15 protein-coding genes are annotated in these 18,933 nt (G+C 70.3%); 13 read left to right on the forward strand and 2 right to left on the reverse strand.

Annotated features, from left to right (window positions below; translation table 11 throughout):
* The first annotated feature begins 244 nt into the window (after nucleotides 1-244).
* The gene (locus GCN81_RS23630) at nucleotides 245-919 is read left to right on the forward strand and encodes an RNA polymerase sigma factor (RefSeq protein ID WP_156723173.1); all 675 of its coding nucleotides are present in this window, start codon (nucleotides 245-247) and stop codon (nucleotides 917-919) included.
* Nucleotides 919-2,058, forward strand: a complete 1,140-nt coding sequence (locus GCN81_RS23635) for a hypothetical protein (protein WP_156723175.1) — start codon at nucleotides 919-921, stop codon at nucleotides 2,056-2,058. The genes GCN81_RS23630 and GCN81_RS23635 overlap by 1 nt, the downstream gene beginning before the upstream one ends.
* A 169-nt stretch (nucleotides 2,059-2,227) precedes the next feature.
* Here the strand turns inward: GCN81_RS23635 and GCN81_RS23640 are convergent, their stop codons facing one another.
* Nucleotides 2,228-3,154, reverse strand: coding sequence for a L,D-transpeptidase family protein (locus GCN81_RS23640; protein ID WP_156723176.1), 927 nt, complete (start codon nucleotides 3,152-3,154; stop codon nucleotides 2,228-2,230).
* A 194-nt stretch (nucleotides 3,155-3,348) separates the two neighbouring features.
* Between GCN81_RS23640 and GCN81_RS23645 the strand changes: the two genes are divergently transcribed.
* Nucleotides 3,349-4,932: an acyl-CoA mutase large subunit family protein gene (locus tag GCN81_RS23645; RefSeq protein ID WP_156723178.1), complete on the forward strand. Its 1,584-nt coding sequence runs from the start codon at nucleotides 3,349-3,351 to the stop codon at nucleotides 4,930-4,932.
* A 12-nt stretch (nucleotides 4,933-4,944) separates the two neighbouring features.
* Here GCN81_RS23645 and GCN81_RS23650 read toward each other — a convergent pair whose 3' ends face one another.
* Nucleotides 4,945-6,150, reverse strand: a complete 1,206-nt coding sequence (locus tag GCN81_RS23650; RefSeq protein ID WP_156723181.1) for an acyltransferase family protein — start codon at nucleotides 6,148-6,150, stop codon at nucleotides 4,945-4,947.
* A gap of 243 nt (nucleotides 6,151-6,393) precedes the next feature.
* On the opposite strand from GCN81_RS23650, the gene GCN81_RS23655 reads away from it, so the two are divergent.
* The 10 genes from GCN81_RS23655 to GCN81_RS23705 all read left to right on the forward strand — a co-directional run bounded on the left by GCN81_RS23655 (nucleotide 6,394) and on the right by GCN81_RS23705 (nucleotide 18,816).
* Complete coding sequence (locus tag GCN81_RS23655; RefSeq protein ID WP_156723183.1) at nucleotides 6,394-7,707, forward strand: DUF6716 putative glycosyltransferase; 1,314 nt, start codon at nucleotides 6,394-6,396, stop codon at nucleotides 7,705-7,707.
* A 100-nt stretch (nucleotides 7,708-7,807) separates the two neighbouring features.
* The gene (locus tag GCN81_RS32545; protein ID WP_231626524.1) at nucleotides 7,808-9,247 is read left to right on the forward strand and encodes an acylneuraminate cytidylyltransferase; all 1,440 of its coding nucleotides are present in this window, start codon (nucleotides 7,808-7,810) and stop codon (nucleotides 9,245-9,247) included.
* 78 nt (nucleotides 9,248-9,325) lie between these two features.
* Nucleotides 9,326-10,267, forward strand: a complete 942-nt coding sequence (locus GCN81_RS23670; protein WP_156723184.1) for an N-acetylneuraminate synthase family protein — start codon at nucleotides 9,326-9,328, stop codon at nucleotides 10,265-10,267.
* Between the two features lie 24 nt (nucleotides 10,268-10,291).
* Nucleotides 10,292-11,455: a hypothetical protein gene (locus GCN81_RS23675; RefSeq protein WP_231626491.1), complete on the forward strand. Its 1,164-nt coding sequence runs from the start codon at nucleotides 10,292-10,294 to the stop codon at nucleotides 11,453-11,455.
* Nucleotides 11,456-11,591: 136 nt separating this feature from the next.
* Complete coding sequence (locus GCN81_RS23680) at nucleotides 11,592-12,875, forward strand: amidohydrolase (RefSeq protein WP_231626493.1); 1,284 nt, start codon at nucleotides 11,592-11,594, stop codon at nucleotides 12,873-12,875.
* 214 nt (nucleotides 12,876-13,089) lie between these two features.
* Complete coding sequence (locus tag GCN81_RS23685) at nucleotides 13,090-14,154, forward strand: BMP family lipoprotein (RefSeq protein ID WP_156723188.1); 1,065 nt, start codon at nucleotides 13,090-13,092, stop codon at nucleotides 14,152-14,154.
* A gap of 279 nt (nucleotides 14,155-14,433) precedes the next feature.
* Nucleotides 14,434-16,029 carry an ABC transporter ATP-binding protein gene (locus GCN81_RS23690; protein ID WP_156723429.1) on the forward strand — a complete coding sequence of 532 codons (1,596 nt, stop codon included), beginning with the start codon at nucleotides 14,434-14,436 and terminating at the stop codon, nucleotides 16,027-16,029.
* Nucleotides 16,026-17,162: an ABC transporter permease gene (locus tag GCN81_RS23695; protein ID WP_156723190.1), complete on the forward strand. Its 1,137-nt coding sequence runs from the start codon at nucleotides 16,026-16,028 to the stop codon at nucleotides 17,160-17,162. The genes GCN81_RS23690 and GCN81_RS23695 overlap by 4 nt, the downstream gene beginning before the upstream one ends.
* A complete protein-coding gene (locus GCN81_RS23700; RefSeq protein ID WP_156723192.1) occupies nucleotides 17,162-18,424 on the forward strand; it encodes an ABC transporter permease in 1,263 nt (420 codons plus the stop codon). Before GCN81_RS23695 ends, GCN81_RS23700 begins: the two co-directional genes overlap by 1 nt.
* Nucleotides 18,421-18,816, forward strand: a complete 396-nt coding sequence (locus GCN81_RS23705; protein WP_156723194.1) for a cytidine deaminase — start codon at nucleotides 18,421-18,423, stop codon at nucleotides 18,814-18,816. The genes GCN81_RS23700 and GCN81_RS23705 overlap by 4 nt, the downstream gene beginning before the upstream one ends.
* Nucleotides 18,817-18,933: the final 117 nt, after the last annotated feature.

The following is an 18,933-nucleotide window of genomic DNA, read 5'->3' on the forward strand; positions in this document are numbered from 1 at the left end:
TCCGCATAACCCCAGTTCAGGCCATAGAGATGAGGATGCGCGGTCGGGGCCGCCACCCCCCACAGGAGAGGCCCCGACCGACGCACGGTACGGACCGTGTGACGGCCCGTACTCCCTTCAGCGCCGTGCGTGCGTTTTCTGTCACACCCCGCTTGGCGACCATGTTGTTGCATGTTGTACAAACATGGACGGACGGCGCATCAGGCCGTACCGTTCTGCATCGCGCCGGGCTAGGGAGAAGTTAGTGCTGGGGGACGACGCGGAGCTGACCACCGCGGTGCTCGCGGCACAGGGCGGGGACGAGAGTGGGTTCCGTTCTGTGTACCGCGCTGTGCACCCGCGGCTCCTGGGGTACGTGCGGACACTCGTCGGCGACGTCGACGCCGAGGACGTGACGTCGGAGGCCTGGCTACAGATCGCCCGCGACCTCGACCGGTTCGACGGCGACGCGGACCGGTTCCGCGGCTGGGCGGCCCGTATCGCCCGCAACCGCGCGCTCGACCACATCCGGATGCGCAGCCGCCGCCCCGCCGTCGGCGGCGACGAGACGGAGCTCACCGTGAAGCCCGGTGACGCGGACACCGCGGGCGAGGCACTGGAGGCCCTCGCCACCGGCGACACCTTCGCGCTGATATCCCAGCTGCCCCAGGACCAGGCCGAGGCCGTCGTCCTGCGCGTGGTCGTCGGCCTCGACGCGAAGAGCGCGGCGGAGACGCTGGGCAAGCGTCCCGGTGCCGTACGCACCTCCGCGCACCGCGGCCTCAAGCGCCTCGCGGAGCTGCTCGGTGAGGCAGCTGACGACGCCGAAGGGCTGGCCGCCGTACCGCCGCAGCGGGGGCGCGACGGGCACCCGGCGAGCTCTCCGGCGGGCCCCGATGGTGTGACGCATTCGCGTTCGCGGACGCAGAAGGACATGTGATGGCCGAGGAGTACGACAAGTGGCTGGACGAGGACGCCGCGGAGCTTTTGCTGCGCGGCGAGCCCCTCGACGCCGTACTCGACGCCTCGGACACCTCTTCGCGGATGCGAGCCCAGCGGCTCGCCGAGGCACTCGGTGCCGCGCGCGGCGGACTGCCGCCGCACGGCGAGCCCCCAGCCGGTGAGGTGCCTGGAGAGGCCGCCGCGCTGGCCGCGTTCCGGCAGGCTCGCGCGGCAGCCGCCGCCGCTCCCGGCGCCGCCGCTCCCGGTTCCGTCGTGGGCAACCCCTCCGACGGGCTGCCAGCCCGTGCCCACTGGGGCCTGCGGCGGCGCGGCGCCCGCCGCCTGCCCGTCGTGCGCTTCGCGGCCGCCGCGGCGCTCGCCGCCTGCACGCTCGGCGGCGTCGCCGTCGCGGCCGGCACCGGAGTGCTGCCCACGCCGTTTGACGGCGGAGGCGGCACCAGCGGCGAGCCGAAGCCCGGCGCCTCCGTCTCGGTGGCCGGCACACCCCCGTCCCACGTCTCGCCGCACCCGAGCCAGCCGCACCCCGTCGAGAGCGACGGCGACGACACCGACGATGCCCCGTCCAGCGGCGGCAGTACGGAGCCCACCGCACCCGACGGCCGTACGGAATCCCCGGCGCCCGGCGCCAGCACCCCAGACGACGACCAGCAGGACCAGCGGGGCGAGCAGGACCAGCAGGGCGGCCCCAGCACCAGGAAGCCCGACCCGACCGACGAGCTCACCCCCGAGCAGAAGCGCGACCTGTACCAGCGGGTGGTCAGCGTCTGCCGCGACTACCAGAGCGGCAAGCCACTGGCCGCGGACAAGCGGCGCCTCCTTGAGCGTGCGGCCAACGGCGCCGGGAACGTGGCGAAGCTCTGCGACCGCGCCCTCGCGGCACAGGGCGGCGGCAGCGACGGTGCTCCTCGTAACGACGGCGCCGACGCCGACGACAAGGACAAGCGCGGCAGTGGCGGGCCCGGCGCTGACCGTCGCCCCGCGCCCCAGACCAGCCGAGGCGCGGGCAAGGACCAGGTGGACACCGCCGAACGGAGCCTGGACGACGGCGGCTCCTCGGTCACCAGCCACCTCGGAACCGCCCCGGACGGGCTGGCCGTGGAGCCACTCAGCTCCTGATTTTCCGGGGGGTGTAACACTTTCGGCCCCCATGGCGCAGTATGAAGTGAGCCGACTGGTCATCGGCGATTGCACGAGCCGAGGTTCCCCCCGTACCCCCGGCTCTGTGCATCAGGCGAGGGTGGGACACGTTCCCCCGGTCCCACCCTCGCCCTCTGAGCACCCCGGGTCACCAGTAGATGACCACCCTGTCGCCCGTCCGCACTTGCGCGAAGAGGTCGGCGATCTTCTTCTCCTGGCGTACGTTCACGCAGCCGTGCGACGTCCCGCCGTAGCCGCGGTCCGCGAAGTCCGACGAGTAGTGCACCGCCTGGCCGCCGCTGAAGAACATCGCGTACGGCATCGGAGTGTCGTACAGCGTCGAGTGATGGTGCCGGGACTTCCAGTACACGGTGAACTCGCCGTCGCGCGTCGGTGTGTACTGCGAGCCGAACCGCACGTCCACCGTCGACAGGGCCCTGCCGTCGACCATCCACGTCAGGGTGCGGCTCTTCTTGCTGATGCACAGGACCCGGCCCTCCAGGCACCGCGGATCAGGCTTGGCGGGCGGCTGGTCGCCCGCCGCGTACCGCTCGAAGAAGCCTGGCTTACGGGTCATGTCGAGCAGCCGCCGCCAGCTGGCCTCGTCGGTCTCGCCGGTCGCGGGCAGGCCGCGCTTGGCCTGGAAGCCCTTGACCGCGGAGACCGTGGCCGCGTCGTACCGCCCGGTGGGCCCGGGCCCACCGAACCAGCCGATCTGCCGCAGCCGCGCCTGGAGCTCCCGTACGCGCTCGCCCTGATCACCCTCGGCGAGCAGGACCTTCAGGGCCGGGGCCGCCTTGGACCGCGCGGGGGCGGTGGTCGGGGCGGTCGTCGGACTGGCCGTCGGAGTGGCCGTCGGGGCGGTTGTCGGAGTCTTCGCGGGCCGCGTCCCCGGCGGGCTCGGCGGGCTCGGCGACGACGTCAGCGGTGGCGGTCGTTTGCCCCCCACCCCGTCCTCGCCGCCACCCGCCGCCCCGTCCACCACATCGGCCTTACAGCCCGTCACGACGGCCCCCACGGCGACCGCCACGACCGCCGTGGCAGACGCCCGACGGATCACGGCTCTTCCGCGCATGTGTTCCCCCCACTGCCGCTGCCCCCCCATACGGAGAGACTTCCCGCGCATCATGGAAGGCGAACGCGACGCGCCCACCCGGTGAGGTGCTTGTGAGCAAGGTCCCAGCGAGGTGACCTCCACCCGACGCGCCTCCGCCGCTACAGTCCGTCGCGAGGCCAACGATTACCGGCGAGTAGCAGGAGGCACAGCACATGGCGCGCGAGTCTGAGTCCGGACTGCCCATCGAGCCGGTCTACGGACCTGAGGCCCTGGGCGACGACTGGGACCCGGCCGAGAAGCTGGGCGAACCGGGCACGTACCCCTTCACCCGGGGTGTCTACCCGTCGATGTACACCGGGCGCCCCTGGACGATGCGTCAGTACGCGGGCTTCGGCACGGCCGTCGAGTCCAACGCCCGCTACAAGCAGCTGATCGCCAACGGCACGATGGGGCTCTCGGTCGCCTTCGACCTGCCGACCCAGATGGGCCATGACAGCGACGCGCCGATCGCGTCCGGCGAGGTCGGCAAGGTCGGTGTCGCCATCGACTCGATCGACGACATGCGGATTCTGTTCGGCGGCATTCCGCTGGACAAGGTCTCCACGTCGATGACGATCAACGCCCCCGGCGCGCTGCTGCTGCTCCTGTACCAGCTCGTCGGCGAGGAGCAGGGTGTCGCCGCCGACCAGCTCACCGGCACCATCCAGAACGATGTACTCAAGGAGTACATCGCCCGCGGCACGTACATCTTCCCGCCCAAGCCGTCACTGCGGCTGATCGCGGACATCTTCAAGTACTGCAAGGCCGAGATCCCGAAGTGGAACACCATCTCGATCTCCGGCTACCACATGGCCGAGGCGGGTGCCTCGCCCGCGCAGGAGATCGCGTTCACGCTCGCGGACGGCATCGAGTACGTCCGTACGGCGGTGGCGGCCGGAATGGACGTCGACGCCTTCGCGCCCCGGCTCTCCTTCTTCTTCGTCTCCCGTACGACGATCCTCGAAGAGGTCGCCAAGTTCCGTGCCGCGCGCCGGATCTGGGCGAAGGTGATGAGGGAGGAGTTCGGCGCCAAGAACCCCAAGTCGCTGATGCTGCGCTTCCACACGCAGACCGCGGGCGTCCAGCTCACCGCCCAGCAGCCCGAGGTCAATCTCGTACGGGTCGCGGTCCAGGGGCTGGCGGCGGTGCTCGGCGGTACGCAGTCGCTGCACACCAACTCCTTCGACGAGGCGATCGCGCTGCCGACGGACAAGTCGGCCCGGCTCGCGCTGCGCACCCAGCAGGTCCTGGCGTACGAGACCGATGTGACCGCCACCGTCGACCCGTTCGCGGGTTCGTACGTCGTCGAGAAGATGACCGACGACGTGGAGGCGGCCGCGCTGGACCTGATGGCGAGGGTCGAGGACCTCGGCGGCGCGGTCAGCGCCATCGAGCACGGCTTCCAGAAGAACGAGATCGAGCGCAGCGCGTACCGCATCGCCCAGGAGACCGACTCCGGCGAGCGCGTCGTGGTCGGCGTCAACCGCTTCCAGCTCGAAGAGGAGGAGCCGTACGAGCCGCTGCGCGTCGACCCCGCGATCGAGGCCCAGCAGGCCGAACGCCTGGCCAAGCTGCGCGCCGAGCGCGACCAGCGGGCGGTGGACGCGGCGCTGGCGGCGCTGCGGGACGCGGCCAGGGGCGACGCGAACGTGCTGTACCCGATGAAGGACGCGCTGAAGGCGCGGGCCACGGTGGGCGAGGTCTGCGACGCGCTGCGCGAGGTGTGGGGGACTTACGTCCCCACGGACGCGTTCTGAGCACCGGTCACGTCACGGGAAGGGGCGGCGTGGGGAAGCACCACCAGACGTCAGCCGCGCCCGCAGCAGCGGCGTGAGCCGCCGCTCCACGCCACGGTGCAGCGCCCAGGCCACCAGCAGCATCAGCGCCACCGTCACCGCGACCGTCACGGACGACGGAAGCCCGAGCCCCCGGTGCAGCAGACCGATCACCACCCAGCCCAGATGCTCGTGCACCAGGTAGAACGGGTACGTCAGCGCCCCCGCGGTGGTCAGCCAGCCCCAGTCCGCCCAGTCCAGCGCACCCAGCGCGATCGCCGCGACGGCCGCGAAACCGGCCGTGACGATCGCGATGGCGACCAGCGACGGGTGCGGCGGGTAGGCCGCCGCGTCAGCCCCGTCCATGAGCCGGTCAACGGCGTGGTGCTGGCCGGTCAGCCAACTGACCGCCACGATGCCCCAGGCGGTGACGTCCCGCCGGTTGCGGTACACCAGGTACAGCCCGATGCCGCCGATGAAGAACGGCGCGTGCTGCGGCATCACCACCAGCCGTAGCAGCTCGTGGTCCGCCTGCTCGGTGATCGCCGCGGCCAGCGTCCACACCGCGCAGAACAGCACGATGCGCTGTCTGTTGGCGCCCGGCAACATGACGCACAGCGCGAACAGGGCGTAAAACCGCAACTCCACCCAGAGCGTCCAGCACACCCCGAGCACCCGATCGGCGCCGAGTGGCTGTTGGAGCAGGGTGAGGTTGAGCAGCGCGTCGCTGGCCGAGACCGTCTCGTACGCCACCGAGGGGAGCGCGAAGACCACGGTGACCAGGACGACCGCCACCCAGTACGAGGGCAGCAGCCGCGCGGCCCGGGAGGCGAAGAAGGCGCGCAGGGGTTTGCCCCAGCCGCTCATACAGATCACGAAACCGCTGATCACGAAGAAGATCTGCACGCCCAGGTTGCCGAAGGCCAACCAGCCGTGCGCGGTGGGAAACTGAACCTGGGTCGAGGTACCCCAGGCGACGGCCACATCGCCGTCGCCCCGGCCGCCGTAGTGAAAGCCAGCGACCATCAGCGCGGCCAGCAGCCGCAGCGCGTCCAGCGCGCGCAGCCGGGGCGCGGACCGGGAGGCCGGGGCGCGGGTGTCCGGGGCGCGGGTGTTCTGTGCGCGGGTGTCCTGTGTACCGGTGGAACTCACTCCCGGAGAGGGCTTCGGGAGTGTGGTGTTGCCGAGGTCGCGCGTCACGGGAGCGTCATCCGCGGCGAGTCGAGGGGGAACAGAGGTATGACGAAGAGCTTCATTGAGGCGACGTTAGTCAGTCGACCGGCATTCGCATTGACCCGCGAGGAGATGCCTCGTGAACGATATGTGGACGGGTGGTTAACTCCCAGGTAAGCAAGGCTGGTTGGTTAATTGTCGAGGTGCTGTTAACCCTTTGTTGCGCCCGAGTTGGGCCATCCACGTGAATTCCTTTCTAGCTTCTTCGACGTGCCAGAAAGCAATGAACGAACGCAGCGCGTCGCCGTACTCGCCGATTCCGACACGCGTTGGAAGTGGGGGGCGCTCACCGCGCACCGGATCGCTCCGGAGAGCCGGCTCGACGGCCTCCTGCTCCGCGGCCGGGCCACGCCCACCGCGCGTCAGCTGGAGGAGGTCGGCGTCCAGGCGGACAGCCTGCGCGAGCTCACGTCGGCCGAGTTCCTCAGCGAGATGGAGCAGGACCCGGAGCAGTACGACGTGGTCGTGCTGGCGCTCGTCGGCGGCGGGGTGCAGGCGATGCTGCACGGGCTCGCCAAGGTCTGGCAGGGACGCGGGAGGCGCCCGGTACTCGTCACCGGCTATGTCGGCGTGGTGTACGAGAAGCTGGCCGACGGCCTGCTGCTGCGGCACGGCGCGGACATCGTGCTCGCCAACTCCCGCCAGGACGCGGAGCGTTTCCGCGCGGTGTACGAGGGGGTGGGCGCCAGCGCCGACAGCGTGGTGGAGGCCGCGCTGCCGTTCCTCGGCGGCGCCCCGCACCAGGACCACGACCCGTACACGGTCACCTTCGCGGTCCAGCCCTCCGTGCCGAAGACCCGTACGGACCGGCTGTACCTGCTGAACCGGATGGCGGACCACGCACGGGCGCATCCGGACCGCGAGGTCCTGATCAAGCTGCGCTCGCTGCCGGGTGAGCACACCACGCACGTGGAGAACCTGCCGTACCAGCGGCTGGCCGAGGATGTGGGCCTGCCGGACAACTGCCGTCTCGTCTACGGGAACATGGGCGAGGTACTCGACCGCACCTCGCTGCTCGTGACGGTCAGCTCCACGGCCGCGCTGGAGTCGCTGCACCGCCGTATCCCCACCGCCATCCTCACCGACCTCGGCGTACGCGAGCGGCTGGGCAACCACCACTTCATCGGCTCCGGCTGCCTGGCCTCCTGGGACCAGCTCGACCAGGGGCACATCCCGGAGCCGAACCCGGACTGGGTGGCGGTGCAGGGCGTCGCCGCCGACGGCGGGTACGAGAGCTGCTTCGACGCGGCCCGCAAGCGCATCGCCGAACTCCGCCAGGCCCCCGAACTGCCGCCTGTCGCCCCGTACTACAACCCGGTGACCGCCCCCGGATACCTGCCGTCGCTGCTGGCCAGGCACCGGCTCGCACCCGACGGCACCCCGCTGCCCCAGGCCCCCGAGCCGGTCGCGGCCCGGGGTATCCGGCACACCATGCGCAAGGTCACCCGCGGCGCGGCCCGCGGCGCCTACCGCTACGGGGCTCAGCGCGTGGCCCCCGCCCTGCGCCGCCTGGGCAAGTTGTGACCTCCCCAGCATCCCGGCCCCAGTATCCCGGGCCCCAGCACCCCGGCCTCAGGGCCCCGACGACGTCACCCCAGGCCCGCGAGGAGGCCACCCCATGAACATGAACCACCAGGAAGCGGACGTGAAGCCAAGACGCCGGGTACTCGCCGTGATCCCCGCGCGCGGCGGCTCCAAGGGCGTACCCGCCAAGAACCTCGCCCCGGTCAGCGGCCTACCGCTGGTCGCCAGGGCCGTACGGGAATGCCTGGCCGCCCGCCTGGTCACCGACGTCGTCGTCTCCACCGACGACCCGGCCATCGCGGACGTGGCCCGCACGGCAGGCGCCGACGTGGTGTTGCGCCCCGCCGCGATCGCCGGTGACACGGCCACCAGCGAGGCCGCGGTGCTGCACGCGATGGACGCCCACGAGTCGCTGCACGGCGCGTCGATGGACGTGGTGCTGCTGGTCCAGTGCACCAGCCCCTTCCTGGTCCGCGAGGACATCGACGGGGTCGCGGCGGAGGTCGTCGAGCACGGCGCCGACACCGCGCTGACGGTGGCCAGCTTCCACGGCTTCGTCTGGCGCGACAGCGCGGACGAACTCGCCCCGGAGGAACGGCCGGTACGGGCGGCCTCCGGCGCCGCCCAGGCCACCGGAACCGCCACCGCCGCCGCCACCTCCACCACGGGTGGATACGGCGTCAACCACGACAAGTCCTTCCGCCCCCGCCGCCAGGACCGCCCCCAGGACCTGCTGGAGACCGGCGCGGCCTACGCCATGGCGGCCGTCGGGTTCCGCGAGCACAAGCACCGGTTCTTCGGCCACACCGCGCTGGTACGGACCGACCCGGCCCGCGTCCTGGAGGTCGACGACCCGCACGACCTGGCCCGCGCCCGCGCCCTGGCCCCGCTGCTCGACCGAGCCGACACCACGGGCCCCACGGGCCCCACGGGCCCCACGGGCCCCACGGGCCCCACGGGCCCCACGGGCCCCACGGGCCCCACAGACTCCACCGGCCCCACCAGCCCCACCAGCCCTACCGGTCCCACGGACCTGGAGGAGCCCGCGTCCGCCCGCCCCACCGGCGACGACATCGACGCCGTGGTCATCGACTTCGACGGCACCCAGACCGACGACCGGGTGCTGATCGACGCCGACGGCCGCGAGATCGTCGCCGTACACCGTGGCGACGGACTCGGCATCGCGGCCCTGCGCAAGGCGGGCCTCAAGCTGCTGATCCTGTCCACCGAGCAGAACCCGGTCGTCGCGGCCCGCGCCAAGAAGCTCCAGATCCCCGTCCTGCACGGCATCGACCGCAAGGACCTCGCGCTCAAACAGTGGTGCGAGGAGCAGAGCGTCGCACCCGAGCGCGTCCTCTACGCGGGCAACGACGTCAACGACCTTCCCTGCTTCGGCCTGGTCGGCTGGCCGGTCGCGGTCGCCAGCGCCCACGACGTCGTACGGGACGCCGCCAGGTCCGTCACGACCACGGCGGGCGGCGACGGCGCCATCCGGGAGATCGCGACCTGGCTCCTCGGCCCGTCCCTGACGACCCCCTGACTTTCCCTCTCACCTCTTCTTTCTCTTCCTCTCTTCCCCACCTCTCAGCATCACCGAGCCACGTAAGGAACCCCCGCCATGAGCACGTCCACGTCCCGCCTCCGCACCCTCGGCAACAAGACCGCGGGCCCCGGCCGCCCCGTCTACATCACCGGCGAGATCGGCATCAACCACAACGGCGACCTTGAGAACGCCTTCAAGCTGATCGACGTGGCCGCCGAAGCGGGCTGCGACGCGGTCAAGTTCCAAAAGCGCACCCCGGAGATCTGCACCCCGCGCGACCAGTGGGACATCGAGCGCGACACCCCCTGGGGCCGGATGACGTACATCGACTACCGGCACCGCGTCGAGTTCAACGAGACCGACTACCAGGCCATCGACGAGCACTGCAAGAAGCGCGGCATCGACTGGTTCGCCTCCCCGTGGGACACCGAGGCCGTCGCCTTCCTGGAGAAGTTCGACATCCCCGCCCACAAGGTCGCCTCGGCCTCGCTCACCGACGACGAGCTGCTGCGCTCCCTGCGCGCCACCGGCCGCACGATCATCCTCTCCACCGGCATGTCGACCCCGAAGCAGATCCGCCACGCGGTCGAGGTCCTGGGCAGCGACAACATCCTGCTCTGCCACGCCACCTCCACGTACCCGGCGAAGGCCGAGGAGCTCAACCTGCGCGTCATCAACACGCTTCAGGGCGAGTTCCCGAACGTCCCGATCGGCTACTCGGGCCACGAGACGGGCCTGCAGACCACCCTCGCCGCCGTCGCGCTCGGCGCCACCTTCGTGGAGCGCCACATCACCCTGGACCGCGCCATGTGGGGCTCCGACCAGGCCGCGTCCGTCGAGCCGCAGGGCCTGTCGCGCCTGGTCCGCGACATCCGCACCATCGAGGCCTCGCTCGGCGACGGCGTCAAGAAGGTGTACGAGTCCGAGCTCGGCCCGATGAAGAAGCTCCGCCGCGTCAGCGGTGTGATCGCCGAGGCGGAGGCGCAGCTCACCGACCGCGAGCCGGCCGCGGTCTGACGGGCAGCCGGACACCTCACGGTGATGAACTCGCACGGACCCGCTGGCGCCCCCGAGCTCTCGGGGGCGCCAGCCCCGTCCGCTCGCCCCGCTGACCCGGCCGCAGCCGACCCGGCCGACACCCTCGCGTTCGTGGAGAGCCCGGTCCAGCTGCTCAACGTGCTGGAGTGGGCGCACACCGACGCCGCGTGCGAGGCTCCGTCCAGCGACCACCCCCGGGCTCGTACCGGCCTCACCCTCATCGTGCTGTCCCCGGTCGACCCCATGTCACGCGGCCAGCTGCGCCGGATGGCCGAGCTGGCGCGCGACGAGGGGCACACCGTGCGCTGGGAGGAGGCTCGGGGCGGCGCCAGCGCGCCGGTGAAGACCATCAGCGCGCTCACCCGGATGCTGCGCACCGCACGCCGGGTGGTCATCGGCGACCCGTTCTCGCGCTACGTGCAACTGCTGCTCACCCTCACCACCGCCCGCGACCTGGTCGTGGTCGACGACGGCACGGCGACCATGGAGTTCATCGCCCAACTCGCCAGCGGCGAGCGCCTGGTGCGCTGGCACCGGCGCGGCGGCCGCCCCGGCGCGCGGGACCTGGCCTTCGCGCCCTTCTCCGCTTCGGCCCGACGCCGTCTCATCCCGTCCGGCGAACGCACCGTCGAGATCTTCTCCTCCATGCCGATACCGACGGACGCCCCCACGGGTATCCGCGTCACCGAGAACGACTTCTCCTGGACTCGCTCCCGCTTCGGCCCGCCGAGGATCACCAAGAGCGCGGACCTGGTGGGCACTTCACTGGTCGAAACGGGCGTCGTCGACCGTGACCGCTACCTCGAAGCGGTCAGCCGACTCGCCCGCACCCACGGTGCGACGCGCTACTTCGCCCACCGTAGAGAGCTCCCCGAGAAGCTGCACGCGCTGTCTACCGCGACCGGACTAGAGGTGGTACGTCCCGACCTCCCGCTGGAGCTGATCGCTCGCCGAGGCCCCATCGGGCGTACGATCCTGAGCTTCCCGTCAACCGTGGTACACACCCTGCCCCGCGCGCTGGTCGGCACCGGCGTCGAGGTCGCGGTCTGTGATATCGACCCCAGCTGGCTGACGAACCACGCCTCGCCGCGCGCCCAGGGCTTCCTGTCCGGCGTCACCGGAACGGCCCGTGACGTGCATCGACTCCAGTCCGTACGCATGGCATAGACAGAGAGCGAACAAGAGGTCATACCCTCCAGGCAAGCGGCTCATGCGTGCCTCGACCCATTTTCTTACGCCAATCCGGATTAACTTTTGTTGATCGTGGGTGAGTTGGCCCATGCGTCGCTCTACCCTTCACAGGGTGAACCAACTGAAGTCGCGCGAGTCCGAAGCCGAGTCCGATACTGAGTCCGCGCCAGCGGAGGCACTCCCCGGCGCGCTGCCCGAGCCGCTGCGCGCCGAACTCATCGCCTTCCGCCGCGACTTGCATATGCACCCCGAACTCGGCAACCAGGAGTTCCGGACGACCGCGGCTCTCAAGGAACGCCTGGAACGCGCGGGGCTCAGACCCAGGGTCCTGGACACCGGCACCGGTCTGATGTGCGACATCGGCACGCACGCACGTACGCCCGAAGGAACGCACGACGGAACGCGCCCCATGCTCGCCCTCCGCGCCGACATCGACGCCCTGCCCATCCCGGACGCCAAGACCAGCAGCCCCTACCGGTCCACCGTCCCGGGCCGCGCCCACGCCTGCGGCCACGACGTGCACACCACCGCCGTGCTCGGCGCGGGCCTGGTCCTGGCCGAGCTCGACCGTGAGGGCCGCCTCCCCGCTCCCGTACGGCTGATCTTCCAGCCCGCCGAGGAGGTGCTGCCCGGCGGGGCGGCCGACGCCATCGAGTCCGGCGTCCTGGAGGGGGTCGGCCGGATCATCGCGGTGCACTGCGACCCACGGGTCGACGCCGGACGCATCGGACTACGCCACGGCCCGATCACCTCCGCCTGCGACCGCCTGGAGGTCTCCCTGGATGGCGCGGGCGGGCACACCGCGCGCCCGCACCTCACCACCGACCTGGTCACCGCCGCCGCCAAGGTCGTCACGGAGGTTCCCGCCCTGGTCTCGCGCCGGATCGACACACGCTCCGGGCTCGCCGTCACCTGGGGCCGGATCGAGGCAGGCCACGCCTGCAACGTCATCCCGCAGCACGCCGAGCTCTCCGGCACCGTCCGCTGCTTGGACCTGGCCGCCTGGCGACAGGCGCCGGACCTGGTGCACGCCGCCATCCAGGAGATCTCCGACCTGTACCGCGCCAAGTCGGAGATCAACTACATCCGTGGCGTCCCCCCGGTCGTCAACGACCCGGCCGTCACGGACCTGCTGCACGACGCCATGACGGCCCGCCGAGGGCCCCACGCGGTCGAGGGCACCGAACAGAGCCTCGGCGGCGAGGACTTCTCCTGGTACCTGGAGCACGTACCGGGCGCGATGGCCCGCCTGGGCGTGCGCACACCGGGCGAGCACACGGTCCGCGACCTCCACCAGGGCGACTTCGACGCAGACGAATCAGCCATCGAGGTCGGCGTCGAACTCTTCACCGCCGCGGCGCTCCTCGACGCGGAGACCAGGGGCCGAACTCGCTGACGGCGCGGCGTGGGCGCGCTGTCGCCCCCGCTTGTTCCCGCCCGGAACAAATGGTGACCTGCGGTTTTACCTCTCCGAAGCCAACTGGCACCTGTCCGAAACGCTTCGATTGGATAACAGGCTCTGAACCCCTCTTTACGCGACATCTACGCGCGTTAAGCTCCCGGTAAGTCAGCCCCGGTCGGGGCGCTTCCTTGAGTGAAGGGGACCCATCGTGCGCCGGGTGACCAAGATCGTCGTCAGTGGTGTAGCCACCACTGCTCTTGCCTTCGCTGCCACCGCGTGTGGCAACGACAGTGGTGACAAGTCCAGCAGCAGCTCGAACTCGAACGGGAAGGGCATCGGCCTCGCCTACGACGTCGGCGGCCGTGGTGACCAGTCGTTCAACGACGCGGCCGCCGCGGGCTTTGACAAGGCGAAGAAGGAATTCGACATCGGCGGCACCGAGAAGGAGCCGAAGGATGGCGAGTCCGACGCTGACAAGGTGCAGCGCCTGACCGAGATGGCGCGCCAGGGCTACAACCCGGTCATCGGTGTCGGCTTCGCGTACGCCAAGTCCATCGACGAGGTGGCCAAGAAGTTCCCGAAGACGAGCTTCGCGGTCGTCGACGACTCGTCGCTGCAGACCAAGAACGTCGCGAACCTGGTCTTCACCGAGGAGCAGGGTTCGTACCTGATGGGCGTGGTCGCCGCCAAGACCACCAAGACCGACACGGTCGGCTTCATCGGCGGTGTGGACACTCCGCTGATCAAGAAGTTCGAGGCCGGCTTCAAGCAGGGCGTCGCGGACACCAACTCCGATGTCACGGTGCTGACCGAGTACATCACGCAGATGCCCGACTTCAAGGGCTTCGCGGACCCGGCCGGTGGTAAGCGCATCGCCAGCGGCATGCTCTCCAAGAAGGCCGACGTCATCTACCCGGCGGCCGGTGGCTCCGGCGGCGGTGCCTTCGAGGCGATCAAGACCAAGGGCGACGCCTGGGGCCTCGGTGTCGACTCGGACCAGTACAAGATCCCGGCACTCTCGGGCGTCAAGGAGGTCATCCTGACCTCGATGCTCAAGAACGTCGAAGGCTCGGTGTACGACTTCGTCAAGTCGGTCCAGGACGGTAAGCCGCAGTCCGGCATCGTCTCCGCCGACCTGGCCCAGGACGGCGTCGGCTACTCCAAGTCGAACCCGGAGTTCGTCAAGATGACGGAGACCATCGCCGCGGTCGACGAGGCGAAGAAGAAGATCGCCGACGGCGAGATCAAGGTCGCGACCCAGCCCAAGAAGTAGTCCCAGGGCTCAGCGAGAAGTAGCCCGAGGGCTCAGGGAGCAGCTCCCAGGGCTCAGCGGGCCGACCCTCCAGGGGACTTGATCCCCTGGAGGGTGTTCGCGCCTTTTCTCGTTAACTCTACGCGCGTAGCATGTGCATGACAGGATACGGTCCCCCCGGCGGTTCCCGCAGTGAGGCCCGTACGAGTCCTGAACGGCACCGCCTCACCCGCACCACCGCCTCACCCGCACCACCACCTCCTCCGTCACCTCCTTTCCTCCGCCCCGAGGGAGTGCGCCATCACAGCCTCCACCGAGACCGCGGCCGTCGAGCTCCGCGGCATCACCAAGCGATTCCCCGGCGTCGTGGCCAACCACGACATCGACATCACCGTCCGCAGGAGCAGCGTCCACGCTCTGGTCGGTGAGAACGGGGCCGGCAAGTCGACGCTGATGAAGATCCTCTACGGCATGCAGAAGCCGGACGAGGGCACCATCACCATCGACGGCGAGCAGGTCTCCTTCAGCAGCCCCGGTGACGCGATCGCCCGCGGCATCGGCATGGTGCACCAGCACTTCATGCTCGCCGACAATCTCACCGTCCTGGAGAACGTCGTCCTCGGCGGCGAGAAGCTGTACGGCATCGGCTCCAGGGCCCGCAAGAAGATCCTGGAGATCTCCAAGGCCTACGGTCTCGGGGTCAACCCCGACGCCCTCGTCGAGCACCTCGGCGTCGCCGACCGCCAGCGCGTGGAGATCCTCAAGGTCCTCTACCGCGGCGCCCGCACCCTGATCCTCGACGAGCCGACCGCCGTGCTGGTCCCGCAGGAGGTCGACGCGCTCTTCACCAACCTGCGCGAACTCAAGGCCGAGGGCCTGGCGGTCATCTTCATCTCGCACAAGCTGGGCGAGGTGCTGAGCGTCGCCGACGACATCACGGTCATCCGGCGCGGCACCACGGTCGGCACGGCCATCCCGTCCGAGACGACCCCGCGTGCCCTCGCCGAGCTGATGGTCGGCAGTGAGCTGCCGGTCCCGGAGACCACCGAGTCCACGGTCACCGACCGCGTCGTCCTGGACGTCAAGGGCCTCACCCTGGGCGCCGAGGGCCGCAAGCCGCTCCTCGACCACCTCACCTTCGCCATCCGCGCGGGCGAGGTCCTCGGTATCGCGGGCGTCGAGGGCAACGGCCAGACCGAGCTGATCGAGACCCTGATCGGCATGAAGCACGCCGACTCCGGCACCATCACGCTGGACGGCGAGGACGTCACCGCCTGGCCGACGCGCAAGCGCCGCGAGCAGGGCGTCGGCTACATCCCCGAGGACCGCCACCGGCACGGCCTGCTCCTGGAGGCCCCCCTCTGGGAGAACCGCATCCTCGGCCACGTCACCGAAGCACCCAACTCCAAAGGTTTCTGGCTCGACCCCAAGGGCGCCAAGGCCGACACGGAGCGGATCGTCGAGGAGTACGACGTCCGCACCCCCGGCATCGAGGTCACCGCGGCCTCGCTCTCCGGCGGTAACCAGCAGAAGCTGATCGTCGGCCGCGAGATGAGCCACACCCCGCGCTTCCTGATCGCCGCCCACCCCACCCGGGGTGTGGACGTCGGCGCGCAGGCCCAGATCTGGGACGCGATCCGCCAGGCACGGCACGAAGGCCTTGCCGTGCTGCTGATCTCCGCCGACCTGGACGAGCTGATCGGCCTGTCCGACACCCTGCGGGTCATCTTCGACGGCCGTCTGGTCGCCGACGCCGACCCCGCCACCATCACCCCGCAGGAGCTGGGTTCTGCCATGACCGGTGCCGCCTCCGGCCACCTGGAGCATCCCGAGGACTCCCCGCCCGGGAACATCGCCGACCAGAACTCCGCGCAGACCGGGGGAGAGGACCGATGACACAGCAGACCCCCAAGGAGCTGAAGCGGGAGCTCCTCAAGGAGCGGGTGATCCTGGCGACCGCCGCGCCGGTGCTCGCCCTCGCCGTGGCCGTCGCCCTGACGTCGGTCATCCTGCTCGCCACCGGCAAGAACCCGTTCGAGCCGTACTCGCTGATGGTGAACTACGTCGCCGAGTGGCCCGATGTGCAGGTCCTGGTCATCAACCAGACCGTCACGTACTACTTCGCGGCGCTCGCGGTCGCCATCGGCTTCCGCATGAACCTCTTCAACATCGGCGTCGAGGGGCAGTACCGCCTCGGCGCGTGCATCGGCGGCATCGTCGGCTTCAACCTCCCGGCCCCCGGTGTCCTGAAGATGATCGCGGTCATCGTCACGGCCATGGTGGTCGGTGCGCTCTGGGCGGGCATCGCGGCACTGCTCAAGGTCACCCGCGGTGTCAGCGAGGTGATCGCCACGATCATGCTCAACGCCATCGCCGCCGCGATCATCGGCTACCTGATCCAGCGGGACGTCTTCGGCCACCAGCCCGAGGGCTCCAACGCCATCAACACCGGTGAACTCCCCGAGTCCGCCTGGTTCCCCGGCATTCCGTACGGCGACTACGAGATCTACGGCTTCCTGGTCATCGCGGTGCTGTGCGGCGTCGGCTACTGGGTGATGCTCAATCGCACCCGCTTCGGCTTCGACCTGCGCGCCGCCGGTGCCTCGGAGTCCGCGGCCCTCGCCTCCGGTGTCAGCGGCCGCAAGATGGTCGTCATCGCGATGCTCGCCTCCGGCGCCCTCGCGGGCCTGATCGGCATGCCCGTCCTGCTCGGCGAGTCCCACACCTTCATGTCCGACTTCCCGGCCGGTTACGGCTTCACCGGCATCGCCATCGCGCTGCTCGGCCGTAACCACCCGCTGGGCATGGCCTTCGGCGCGCTCCTGTGGGCCTTCCTCGACAAGGCGTCCACCACCCTCGACGACAACGGCTACGAGTCCGAGATCTCCGTGATCATGCAGGGCATCATCGTCCTCGCCGTCGTCATCGCGTACGAGTCCGTGCAGCGCTGGGGCCTGAAGCGCCAGCAGCAGAAGGTCGGGGCCGAGCTGGCCGCCGCTGCGAAGAAGAACGAGGAGGTGGCGCTCTGATGGCCGCCACGGCATCCGCTCTCGGCCAGCCCGAAGCCGGGCACGCCCGCCGCAAGTCGGGCTTCGACTGGCACCGCACGCTCTACTACGTCCTCGGCGGCCTGGTCCTCTTCTCGCTCGTCCGCACCCTCACCGGCACCAACGACATCACCTCCGTCGGCCAGGTGGCCGCCGCGATCTCCGTCGCCGTCCCGATCCTGCTCGCCGGTCTCGGCGGTCTGTGGTCCGAGCGCGCCGGTGTGATCAACCTCGGTCTCGAAGGCATGATGATCTTCGGTACCTGGTTCGGCGCCTGGGCCGGCTACCAGTGGGGCCCGTGGACCGGCGTCGTCGTGGGCCTGCTGGGCGGCGCGCTCGGCGCGCTGCTGCACGCCATCGCCACCGTCACCTTCGGCGTGAACCACATCGTCTCCGGTGTCGCCATCAACATCCTGGCGCTCGGCGCGACCCGCTTCCTGTCCAAGCTGACCTTCGGCGCGGAAGAGGGCGGCAGCACCACCCAGTCCCCACAGGTCGACCCGCTCGGCTCGCTGACCGTGCCAGGCCTGTCCGACTGGCTGGTCTCACTCAACGGCAAACACTGGTTCCTGATCTCCGACCTGGCGGGCTTCCTCGGCGCGCTGACCACCCGGCTGTCCTGGCTGTCGGTCCTCGCGATCGTGCTGCTGGTCGCGACGTACTTCATCCTGTGGCGCTCCGCCTTCGGCCTGCGCCTGCGGTCCTGCGGCGAGAACCCGATCGCGGCCGAGTCCCTCGGCGTCAACGTCTACCTCTACAAGTACGTCGCCGTGCTGATCTCCGGCGCGCTCGCGGGCCTCGGCGGCGTCTTCCTCTCCGAGGTGGCCGCCCCCTTCTACCGCGAGGGCCAGACCGTCGGCCTCGGCTACATCGGCCTGGCCGCGATGATCTTCGGTAACTGGCGGCCGGTGGGTGTCGCGATGGGCGCCCTGCTCTTCGGCTTCACCGGCTCGCTCAAGGAGCGCGGCGCGGAGAACGTCATGGCGATGTTCCTGCTGCTCGGCATCCTGCTGGCGGTCGTCGCGGTGTGGCAGTTCACGCGGAAGAAGTACCTCCAGTCCGGGCTGGCCGCGCTGGCCGCGCTCGCCGGTGTACTGACGTATCTGACGGTGGACGAGGTGCCCAGGCAGTTCATCGGCGCGGCCCCGTATATCGCGACCCTGCTGGTCCTGGCCCTGGCGGCGCAGAACCTGCGGATGCCGAAGGCGAACGGCAAGCCGTACCGGAAGGGGCAAGGCAAGTGACGGACGCCGACGTCGACTGGGAAGCCCTGCGCGATGCGGCGCGCGACGCCATGTCCCGCGCGTACGCCCCGTACTCGGGCTTCCCGGTCGGCGCGGCGGCCGTGGTGGACGACGGCCGCACCGTCACCGGCTGCAACGTCGAGAACGCCTCGTACGGGCTTGGCCTGTGCGCGGAGTGCGGCCTGGTCTCCGCGCTCCAGCTCTCGGGGGGCGGCCGCCTCACCCACTTCACCTGCGTGGACGGCAGCGGCGGGATCCTGATGCCGTGCGGCCGCTGCCGCCAGCTGCTGTACGAGTTCGGCGGCCCCACCCTGTTGGTCGACACCGCGAGCGGCGTCCGCCCGCTGTCGGAACTCCTCCCCGACGCGTTCGGCCCGGAGCACCTGGCGTAGCCGCGCCACGCTTCCTTCTCCCCTACCCCGCCCCTTCCCGTAACCGGGGCTCCGCCCCAGACCCCGGTCCTCAAACGCCGGACGGGCTAAAGATTCCGCAATCCAGCCCGGCCGGCG

The organism is Streptomyces apocyni (genome assembly GCF_009739465.1).
Classification (GTDB): Bacteria; Actinomycetota; Actinomycetes; order Streptomycetales; family Streptomycetaceae; genus Streptomyces; species Streptomyces apocyni.

Excerpts from the sequence above, each read along its gene's own strand:
- GCN81_RS23635 (WP_156723175.1), top strand. The coding sequence starts at position 919 with ATGGCCGAGGAGTACGACAAGTGGCTGGACGAGGACGCCGCGGAGCTT.
- GCN81_RS23640 (WP_156723176.1), bottom strand. The coding sequence starts at position 3,154 with ATGCGCGGAAGAGCCGTGATCCGTCGGGCGTCTGCCACGGCGGTCGTG.
- GCN81_RS23645 (WP_156723178.1), top strand. The coding sequence starts at position 3,349 with ATGGCGCGCGAGTCTGAGTCCGGACTGCCCATCGAGCCGGTCTACGGA.
- GCN81_RS32545 (WP_231626524.1), top strand. The coding sequence starts at position 7,808 with ATGAACCACCAGGAAGCGGACGTGAAGCCAAGACGCCGGGTACTCGCC.
- GCN81_RS23670 (WP_156723184.1), top strand. The coding sequence starts at position 9,326 with ATGAGCACGTCCACGTCCCGCCTCCGCACCCTCGGCAACAAGACCGCG.
- GCN81_RS23675 (WP_231626491.1), top strand. The coding sequence starts at position 10,292 with ATGAACTCGCACGGACCCGCTGGCGCCCCCGAGCTCTCGGGGGCGCCA.
- GCN81_RS23695 (WP_156723190.1), top strand. The coding sequence starts at position 16,026 with ATGACACAGCAGACCCCCAAGGAGCTGAAGCGGGAGCTCCTCAAGGAG.
- GCN81_RS23700 (WP_156723192.1), top strand. The coding sequence starts at position 17,162 with ATGGCCGCCACGGCATCCGCTCTCGGCCAGCCCGAAGCCGGGCACGCC.